Below are 9,718 nucleotides of genomic sequence, written 5' to 3' on the forward strand. Positions count from 1 at the left end.
GGCGTCGAGCAGACCGCGCGTCACCGACGTCGCGGCCGCAGCCGCCGCGGCCGCGACGAGCCGGCGCAGCACGCCGACGCTCACCCCTGCGTCCCCTCGGTCCCGCCGTCGCCGGCGGCCGGTGCTCCCGCGTCGGCGGTCGGCGTGCGGTCGACGGGCGGCAGGGACACGGCCTCCGGCAGCACCGTCTCCCCCTCGCCGAACCCGTAGTGCCCGTTGTTGCCCGCGATCCGAGCCGCGAGGGCCAGCGGCGTCGACACCTGGCCGGTGACGACCTGCGTGCCCGACACGGTCGTCAGGGCGTCCGCGAGCGCGTCGTCACCGAGCACGACCGAGGTCAGGCTGTCCGACCCGGGCGGGCCGTCGGCGAGCACCGCACCCTGCGACCGCTCCTGCGCGGCCGACAGGACGGCGATCCACGCCGCGGCCGTCTCCTCCGCCTGGTCGGGGTCGGCCGACGCGGCGTCGCCGGTGGCGCGCTCCGTCGGGGCGATCACGACGACGGCGTCCGCCGCGGTCTCGACCGTGTCCTGGATGGTCACGAGCGGGTAGTCGCCGCCCGAGAGCAGCTCGAGCAGGAACGCCGAGTCGGACGCGAGCGCGTCGGGCGCGGCCGGGTCGGCCGCGACGAGGCCCTGCACGAGGGCGGCCGCGAGCTCGTCCTGCACGCCCGCGTCGTCGGGCACGGCGGGGTTCAGGTACCCGACGAGCTGACCGCCGAGCGCCTGCCGGAAGCTGTCGAGGTCGGGGTCGGTCCACGACTCGGTGAGCGTGACGTGCGCGGTGACGGTCGCCCCGGACTGCGCCAGCCGGTCGTCGATCCCGGTGCGCACGGACTCGCCGACCTCGCCGAGCGACACGACCGCGACGCGACGGTCCGCGAGCGCGCCCTCGAGCAGCTGAGGGCCGGCCGCGTCGATGTACGACGCGGCGTGGCCCAGCTCGTCGGCGGTGCGGTCCAGCTCGGAGCGCAGCGCGTCCTTCTCGCTGCGCAGCTGCTCGACCTGGCCCGTGAGGGTGTCGCCGATCGTCTCCTTGAGGGGGCCCGCGCCCAGCGCGATGCCGACGGCGAGCGCCAGGAACACGGAGATGAGCGAGACGATGTGGTAGCGGAAGTCGATCACGGTACGAGGTCTCCGTCGGGGGCGGCGGCGGGGGCCGCCACGGTCGAGGTGGGGCGGGCGGTCAGGTCGGCGTGGTCGGCCTCGTCTCGGGGGGCGACGGGGCGACCGCTCACGGGGCTCCCCCGAACAGCCCGCCGACCCACGACGTGAGGTCGTCGATGCGGGCGCCGAGCAGGCCGAGCAGCGTCTGACCGGCGGCCGTGGACGCGAGCGCGACGCCGAGCGCGAGGAGGCCCGCGACGATGAGCAGCGCGACCTGCAGGTTCGAGATGCGGTGCTTGTAGAGGCGCGACACGCCCTTCGCGTCGACCAGCTTGCCGCCGACGCGCAGCCGCGTGAGGAACGTGCTGGCCATCCCCGAGCGGCCCTTGTCGAGGAACTCGACGAGCGTCGCGTGCGTGCCGACGGCGACGATGAGCTCGGCGCCCTTGTCGTCCGCGAGCAGCATCGCGACGTCCTCGCTGGTCCCCGTCGCGGGGAAGACGACGTGCTTGACGCCGAGCTGCTCGACGCGGGCCAGCCCGGGCGCGCGGCCGTCGCGGTAGGCGTGCACGACGACCTCGGCCCCGCAGGTCAGCGAGCGGTCCGACACGGAGTCCATGTCGCCGACGATCATGTCCGGCTTCCAGCCGGCGTCGAGGATCGCGTCCGCGCCGCCGTCCACCCCGATGAGCACCGGCCGGTACTCGCGGATGTACGGACGCAGCGTGACGAGGTCCTCCTTGTAGTGGTACCCGCGCACGACGATGAGGACCTGGCGGCCGTCGATCACCGTGTCGATGTCGGGCACGCCGACACCGTCGAGCAGCAGCTCCCGCTCGCGGCGCAGGTAGTCCATCGTGTTGGCCGCGAACGACTCGAGCTGCACCGACAGCCCGGCGCGCGCCTCCTCCATGGTGGCGGCGACCGTCTGCGGGGTCTGCTCGACGCCCTCGGCGACGAGCGTCTCGCCGTCGTACACGCAGCCGTCGACGACGCGCAGCTGGTGGCCCTCGGGGAGCGCCATGACGTCGGCGCCGAGGTCGTCGACGAGCGGGACGCCCGCCGAGACGAGGATCTCCGGCCCGAGGTTGGGGTAGCGGCCCGACGTCGAGCGGGCGGCGTTGAGGACGGCGGCGGGCTGGCACGCGACCAGCGCCTCCGCGGACACGCGGTCCAGGTCGAGGTGGTCGATGACCGCCACGTCACCCGGCCGCAACCGCTTGGTCAGGGCCTTCGTCCGGGGGTCGACGCGGGCCGGACCGGCGATGACGCCGGCCTCGGGCGCGGGGGTCCGTCGGCGCAGGGAAGCTCTCATCGTGCCTCATCGTCCCACGGCGGAGAGGTCCAGGAGCTCGGCGGCGTGCGTGCGGGCCGCCGCGGAGTCGTCCTGACCCGAGAGCATGCGGGCCAGCTCGCGGACCCGGTCCTCCCCTGTGACGAGACGCACGTCCGACTCGGTGACCACGTCCACCCCGCCGGCGCTCGACTTCGTGACGACGAGGTGCCGGTCGGCGAACGCGGCGACCTGCGCGAGGTGCGTGACGACGAGCACCTGCGACGTGCGCGCGACGTCGGCGAGACGCCTGCCGATCTCGATCGCGGCCCGCCCGCCGACGCCCGCGTCGACCTCGTCGAACACGAACGTGCCGGGTCGCGTCGCGCCGGAGTCCGGCGCCGTCGCGAGGCTGACCTCGATCGCCAGCATGACGCGCGAGAGCTCGCCGCCCGACGCACCCTTGCCGAGCGGGCGCGCGGGGGCACCCGCGTGCGGCACGAGCAGCATCTCGACCCGGTCCGCACCGGACGGCCCGGGCTCGCCGGGCTCGACCGCGACGCGCAGCTCCGCCCCCGCCATCGCCAGGCCGGCGAGCTCCGCCGACACCGCGCGCGCCAGACGCTCGGCCGCGTCGGTCCGGGCCCGGGTGACCTCGGCCGCGAGCGACCCGAGCTGCTCGTCGAGCTCGGCGAGCCGGCCGCGCAGGTCCTCGACGTGCTGGTCGCCGCCCTCCAGGTCGAGCAGCCGCCGGCCGGCGTCGTCCGCCCACGCGAGCACCTGCGCGACGTCCGCGCCGTAGCTGCGGGTCAGCGTCCCGAGCTCGGCGCGACGCTGCTGCACGGCCTCGAGCCGCAACGGGTCGGCCTGCAGGCCGTCGAGATAGGACGCGAGCTCAGCGGCCACGTCGGCGAGCAGGTAGCCCGCCTCGGCCACGCGCGTCGCGAGGGTCGCCAGCGACGGGTCGTGCCCGCCGGCCTGCTCCAGCAGGCGCCGGGCCCGCTCGACCACGTCCGCCGCGGCGAGCGCCTCGTCGGCCGTGTCGGCGTCGCCGGCGAGCGCACCGTGTGCCCCTGCCGCCGCGGCACGCAGGTCCTCCGCGTGCGCCAGCCGCTCCGACTCCTCCGCGAGCGCGACGTCCTCGCCGGGCTGCGGCTCGACCCGCTCGATCTCGGCGAGCCCGAGGCGCAGCAGCTCGGCCTCGCGCGCCCGCTCCTGGGTCCGTGCGACGAGGTCGTCGAGCTCGGCCGCGGCCCGGTTCCGCTCCGTCCACGCCGACCGGTACCGCGCGAGCGTGTCCCGGTGCTCCGCACCGACGAACGCGTCGAGGGCGTCGCGCTGGTGCGCGGGCGAGCGCAGGCGGGCCTGGTCGGCCTGGCCGTGCACCGTCACGAGCGCCTCCGCGAGGTCCGCGAGCACCGCCTGCGGGACCGACCGGCCCCCGACGTACGCGCGCGAGCGGCCGGTCGTCCCGTCGCTGCCCGCCCCGACGGTCCGCACGAGCAGCAGGCTGCCGTCCTCGTCGAGCTCCGCCCCGGCCTCCGCCGCGCGCTCGAGCGCAGGCGCGTCGGCGGGCAGCAGGACCCGGCCCTCGACGGCCGCCGACGCCGCGCCCAGCCGGACCGTCGCCGGGTCGGCCTTGCCGCCGAGCAGGAGCGACAGCGCCGTGAGCACCATCGTCTTGCCCGCACCCGTCTCTCCGGACAGCACGGTCAGGCCCGGGCCGAGCTCGACGTGCGCCCGGGTGATGACGCCCAGGTTGTCGATCCGGATCTCCTCGATCACGTCGCCTCCCCCGTGCCGCTCGTCCCGTCCATGCCGCCTGTGCCGTCCGTGCCCCTGATGACCGCGTCGACCGCACCCGCGTCGGCCGCAGCCCTGTCGCTCGCCGCCGCGCGCGTCGCGACCGCGGACACCGCACCCCGGCCCCGCCAGCCGCTCACCGGCAGGCCGAACTTGTGCACCAGCCGCGTCGTGAACGGTGCGGGCGACAGCCGCGCGAGCCGCACCGGCACGTCGCTGCGTCGGATCTCGACACGCCCCCCGCGCGGTACCTCGATCTGCCGGCGCCCGTCGCACGTGACGAGCGCCGTCGCCGACGAGCGGTCCAGCACGTCGAGCGCGAGACGGCTGCGGGGCCCGACGACCAGCGGACGCGCGAACAGGGCGTGCGCCGAGATCGGCACGAGGATCATGCCGTCGACGTCGGGCCACACCACGGGCCCGCCCGCCGAGAACGCGTGCGCCGTCGAGCCGGTCGCGGTCGCCGCGACCACGCCGTCGCACCCGAACGAGGACAACGGGTGCCCGTCCACCTCGACGAGGACCTCGAGCATCCGGGAGCGCTCCGCCTTCTCGACCGCGCACTCGTTGAGCGCCCACCCGTCGCGCGTCGTGCCGTCGGGCAGCACGACGCGCACGTCGAGCGTCCCGCGCTCCTCGACCTCGAAGTCGCCGACGGTCAGCCGTCGGACGGCCTCCCCGACGTCGTCACGCTCCGCCTCCGCGAGGAAGCCCACGTGCCCCAGGTTGACGCCCAGCATCGGCACCCCGGTGCCGCGCGTGAGCTCCGCGGCGCGCAGGATCGTCCCGTCGCCGCCGAGGACGACCGCGAGCTCGAACTCGGGCAGGTCGCCCGGGTCGCCGTCGTCGGGCGCGACCACGGGCTCGATGCCCGCGGCCTCGAGGACGCGGACCGCCTCCTGCGTCGCGACCACCGCCTCCTCGCGGCCGCCGTGGGTCACGACGAGCGCGCGGCGCGTCACGACGCGCTCCCGTCAGTCGGCGCGACCGCTCGGGCCGCCGCGTCGCCGACGACGACGTCCCGCACCGCCTCGGCCAGGTCCGCGACGTCCGTCGTGCGCGACCCGTGCGCCGCGTGCGGCCCGCGCCGCAGCCACAGGAAGAACTCGACGTTGCCGCTCGGTCCCGGCAGCGGGCTGCGCACGACCGCGCGCACGTCCAGACCGGCGGCGACCGCCGCACGCGCGACGTCCAGCACGGCCTCGGCACGCAGTGCAGGGTCGCGCACCACACCGCCCGACCCGAGCCTCTCGCGGCCCACCTCGAACTGCGGCTTCACCATGAGCAGCAGGTCGGCGTCCGGCGCGGCGACCGCGGCGAGCACCGGCAGCACGAGCGTGAGCGAGATGAACGACAGGTCGGCGACGACCACCGACGGCGCAGGCACGAGGTCGCCCGGCGCGAGGTCGCGGACGTTGACGCCCTCGCGCGACTCGACGCGCGGGTCGTCGCGCAGCGCCTCGGTCAGCTGGTCGTGACCGACGTCGACCGCGACGACGTGTCGTGCGCCCCGCCGCAGCAGCACGTCCGTGAAGCCTCCGGTGCTCGCGCCCGCGTCGAGGCACGTGGCGCCGTCGACGACCGGTCCGCCCATGCCGAGGTCGGCCAGCGCGTCGAGCGCGCCCGCGAGCTTGTGCGCGGCACGCGACGCGTACCCGGGGTCGGTCGGGTCGCGCACGACGTCGACGACGTCGTCGGCGGTGACCTGCGCGGACCCGCGCTTCACCGACTCGCCCCGCACGGACACCCGTCCGGCGGCGATGAGCTCACCGGCGTGCCCGCGCGAGCGGGCGAGACCGCGGCGCACGAGCTCGCTGTCGAGACGTGTCGTCACGGACCCTCAGCCCTCCGCGTCCGCGAGCCGGTCCTGCAGCGCAGCGTGCACGGCCTCGAAGACGGCCACGTGGTCGCGCACGGGTGCTCCGTCCAGGTCGTCGAGGCGCGTCAGCGCCTGGTCCACCTGGTCGTCGCCCGTCGCCGGCCGGCCCTGCGGCTCGGCCGTGGACGTCTCGCTCACGTGTTCCTCCTCGCTGCCCGACGACTCCCGGCCGTGCCCGCCGTGCGGCGGCCGGCCGCCCCGTCGCGCCCCGCGCGGGAGCCCGTCAGGTCCGCGCCCACGGTACCCGCCGCAGCCCGCCGCGCCGCCCGACGCACCCACAGGCCGGACCGACGGTCGGACCTGCGGGTGGGGGCCCTCACGAGACGGCCTGCGCACCCCGGCCGAGGATCGCTGCGTCAGCCCGCCGTCACCGCGACGTCACGACGTGCGCGCGTCGACGACGAGCTCGGGCACCGACGACGCGTCGAGGGAGCCCCCGGCGTCGACCGTGGCCCACGCCGCCGCGCACGCCGCCCGTACGCGGTCGACCTGCTCGTCACGCGACGCCGGCTCTGCCCGACCGAGGTCGAGCACGCCGTCCACGACCCGCGCGCCCATCCGCCCCGACGTCCACCAGCCCTCGGCGTCCTGCTGCGGCTCAGGGTGCGGCTCCAGCAGCGACAGCAGGTCCGCCCCGATGAGGTGCGGCCGCTCCTGCGGCGCCGCGAGCACGTCGTCGCGCGCGGTGCTCACGCCCGTGAGCACGTGCAGCCCGACGTACCCGCCCGCACGCGCGCCCGCGAGGTCCGTGTCCAGCCGGTCCCCGATGACGAGCGTCTCGCGGGCACCCGCCCGCTCGACCGCCATCCGGTACATCGTCGGCGACGGCTTGCCCGCGCTGTCCGGCGTGACGCCCGTCGCGTTGCGCACCGCACCCACCAGCGAGCCGTTGCCGGGGGCGAACCCCCGTGCGGTCGGCAGGCTCAGGTCGAGGTTCGACGCCACGTGCCACGCCCCCCGCTCGACGGCGTAGGCCGCCTCCGCGAGGTCCGACCAGCCGAGGTCCGGCGCGAAGCCCTGCGCGACCGCGACCGGCTCGTCGTCCGCCGAGTCGACGACCACGTAGCCCGCCGCACGGACCGCCGTGACCAGCCCCTGCCCGCCGACGACCAGCACCTTCGCGCCCGGCTCGAGCCGCGTGCGCAGCAGCTGGGCCGCGGCCTGGGCGGCCGTCATGACCTCACCCGATCGCGTCGGGATGCCGAGGTCCGTCAGCTGGTCGGCGACCGACTCGGGCTCGCGCGACGCGTTGTTCGTGACGAACACCAGCCGCATCCCGCGCGCCCGCGCCTGCGTCAGCCCGTCGGCCGCGCCGTCGATCGGCTCGTGCCCCCGGTACGCGACCCCGTCGAGGTCGACCAGCGCGAGGTCGAACCGGTCCGCCAGCGCCGTCGTCGACCCGATCAGCCCGCCGCTCACGCCTTCTCCTCCGTCACACCGGCACCACGGTCGTCCGACCCCTCGCCACGAGGCCCGTCCTCGTCCGACGCCCCTTCGTCCGACACGTCCCCGTCGTCATCAGGCGCAGCGTCGTCAGACACGTCCTCGTCAGACACGTCATCGTCAGACACGCCGCGGTCAGACGCACTGTCGTCAGGCTCGTCGTCGCCGGAGACGTCCTCGTCAGACAGGTCCTCGTCGAGCACGTCCTCGTCGAGCACATCGCCGTCCAGCGCGTCGTCGTCGATCGCGTCGTCCTTCTCCGACGGGTCCTCCTCGTCCGACTCCTCGGACTCCTCGGACTCCTCGGACTCCTCCGCGAGGTCGAACACGACCACGTCGTCCTCGGGGGCCTCGCCCGACGCCTCGGCGAGCTGCGCCGCGGTGTACGGGGCGAGCTCCGCCTCGGCCTCCTGCGTGCGCCCGGCAGCCTCGAGCGCGGTCGCACGCGCCTGCGCCACGCGCACGCCGAGCGGCCCGGCCGCCGCCCGGACCGCGGGCGACGAGAGCACCGCGACCGCGGCCTCCGCCTGCCCGAGGTCGAGCCGCGCGCCCGAGACCACGATCGCCAGCTCGACCCGCGCGTCGGCGTCGAGCGTCTCCGCCTCCGGCTCCTGGGCGAGCGCGATGGCCCGCTCCGGACGCCCGAGGCCCCGCTCGCAGTCCGCCATCACGGGCAGGTGCTCGGACGAGCCGTTGAGCCGTCGCACCGTCCGCAGCTCGCGCAGCGCCTCGGCGTACCGGCCGGTGCGGTACGCGGCCAGACCGGCCGCCTCACGCACGACGTCGATGCGCCCGGCCCGGCGGACCGCCGCCTGCGCGTGCTCGTAGGCCAGCTCGGGATCCTCGTCGAGCAGCCGTCCGACGACGACCAGGTGCAGGCCGACGCGCTCCGCGTTGTCCTTGCTCAGCGACCGGAGGCGTCCACGAACGGCACGGTCGAGGTCGCTGAACGCGACGTCGTCCGGCAGCGGCGGCGCGGGGATGCGCACGTCCTGCGGCGGACGCGAGTCCCTGCCCTCGCCGGCCGAGTCGTCCCGCCGTCCGTACGACGTCGCCCCGCCCGGACCGGCGCCGCGGCCGTGCGAGGCACCCGACGCGTCGCGTCGCGGCCCTCCGTACGCACCGGCCCCACCCTCACCCCGCGGTCCGCCGGGTCCACGCTCGTCACGACGCGGTCCACGGTCGTCGCCGCGAGGACCACGCTCACCGCGCTGCGGCGCGCCGGTGCCGCCCGGACGCTCGGCTCCCGCACGGCGCTCGTCGCCCTGCCATCCACCGCGACCGCGCTCGTCGGCGCGAGGGCCGCCACGCTCGCCCTCGCGCGAACCCCACGACCCACGGTCGTCACGACCGGGGCCACCAGGACCACGTGCGCCACCGCGCGGCGCACCGCCACGGTCATCGCGACGCGGTCCCGCACCGCCACGGTCATCGCGACGCGGTCCCGCACCGCCACGGTCGTCACGACGCGGACCACCGGGGCCAGGCTCACCGCGGTCCGGGCCGCCGTACCGACGCTCGCCCTCTCGGGAGGCGTCCGACCGACGGTCGTCACCACGCCAGCTGCCGGCCGGCCGGCCGGCGTCCCCAGCCGGCCCACGAGCACCGGACGGCGCTCCGCGGTACCCGCGCCGGTCGTCGCCGCTGGGACGGTCGTCTCGGCGCGGACGGTCGTCGTCGCGCAGACGGCCAGCATCGTGGCGGTCGTCCCGCCCGTACGGCGGCCGGCCCGAAGCTCCGGGACCCGATGCCCCGAACCCGCCGGCGCGCCGTTCTCCGGCGATCCAGCCTCGACCGGACCCGCCCCCCTCAGGACGACGGTTCGGCGTCGTACGGTCGCGCGAGGCACCCGCGTCCGACGCGCCGTCGCGGTCCCGACGCTGGCCCTCGCGCCGGTCGCCGTCGGCCCGCCACGCACCGCGCGACGCACCCGGACGGTCGTAGCCGCCCGCGCCGGGACGTCCACCGTCGCGGGAGTACCCACCGCTCTGCGGACGACGCTCGCCGCCGCCGTACCCACCGCTCCGCGAGCGATCGCCGCCACCGGACGGGTACCCACCGCTACGCGGACGATCCCCACCGGACGGGTACCCACCGCTACGCGGACGATCCCCACCGGACGAGTACCCACCGCTCCGCGGACGATCCCCACCGGACGAGTACCCACCGCTCCGCGGACGATCCCCACCGGACGAGTACCCACCGCTCCGCGGA

At 76.4% G+C, this 9,718-nt stretch carries 8 protein-coding genes; all 8 read right to left on the reverse strand.

Going from position 1 to position 9,718, the window contains the following annotated elements; genetic code table 11:
* Positions 1–80 precede the first annotated feature (80 nt).
* The gene (locus CBZ_RS06135; protein WP_130780701.1) at positions 81–1,124 is read right to left on the reverse strand and encodes a copper transporter; all 1,044 of its coding nucleotides are present in this window, start codon (positions 1,122–1,124) and stop codon (positions 81–83) included.
* A gap of 109 nt (positions 1,125–1,233) precedes the next feature.
* Positions 1,234–2,421 carry a putative cytokinetic ring protein SteA gene (gene steA / locus CBZ_RS06140; RefSeq protein WP_130780702.1) on the reverse strand — a complete coding sequence of 396 codons (1,188 nt, stop codon included), beginning with the start codon at positions 2,419–2,421 and terminating at the stop codon, positions 1,234–1,236.
* A 6-nt stretch (positions 2,422–2,427) separates the two neighbouring features.
* On the reverse strand, positions 2,428–4,164 hold the full coding sequence (gene recN / locus CBZ_RS06145; RefSeq protein ID WP_130780703.1) for a DNA repair protein RecN: 1,737 nt from the start codon (positions 4,162–4,164) through the stop codon (positions 2,428–2,430).
* Positions 4,161–5,144 carry an NAD kinase gene (locus CBZ_RS06150; protein ID WP_130780704.1) on the reverse strand — a complete coding sequence of 328 codons (984 nt, stop codon included), beginning with the start codon at positions 5,142–5,144 and terminating at the stop codon, positions 4,161–4,163. Before CBZ_RS06150 ends, recN begins: the two co-directional genes overlap by 4 nt.
* Positions 5,141–6,016, reverse strand: coding sequence for a TlyA family RNA methyltransferase (locus CBZ_RS06155; protein ID WP_130780705.1), 876 nt, complete (start codon positions 6,014–6,016; stop codon positions 5,141–5,143). Before CBZ_RS06155 ends, CBZ_RS06150 begins: the two co-directional genes overlap by 4 nt.
* Before the next feature lie 6 nt (positions 6,017–6,022).
* Positions 6,023–6,199 carry a hypothetical protein gene (locus tag CBZ_RS20775; RefSeq protein WP_165446677.1) on the reverse strand — a complete coding sequence of 59 codons (177 nt, stop codon included), beginning with the start codon at positions 6,197–6,199 and terminating at the stop codon, positions 6,023–6,025.
* A gap of 240 nt (positions 6,200–6,439) precedes the next feature.
* Complete coding sequence (locus CBZ_RS06160; protein WP_130780706.1) at positions 6,440–7,480, reverse strand: HAD-IIA family hydrolase; 1,041 nt, start codon at positions 7,478–7,480, stop codon at positions 6,440–6,442.
* Positions 7,477–8,493 (reverse strand): tetratricopeptide repeat protein, encoded by a 1,017-nt coding sequence (locus tag CBZ_RS21710; protein WP_174768634.1) that lies wholly within the window; start codon positions 8,491–8,493, stop codon positions 7,477–7,479. Before CBZ_RS21710 ends, CBZ_RS06160 begins: the two co-directional genes overlap by 4 nt.
* Positions 8,494–9,718 lie beyond the last annotated feature (1,225 nt).

The organism is Cellulomonas biazotea, from assembly GCF_004306155.1.
Classification (GTDB): Bacteria; Actinomycetota; Actinomycetes; order Actinomycetales; family Cellulomonadaceae; genus Cellulomonas; species Cellulomonas biazotea.

Excerpts from the sequence above, each read along its gene's own strand:
- steA (WP_130780702.1), bottom strand. The coding sequence starts at position 2,421 with ATGAGAGCTTCCCTGCGCCGACGGACCCCCGCGCCCGAGGCCGGCGTC.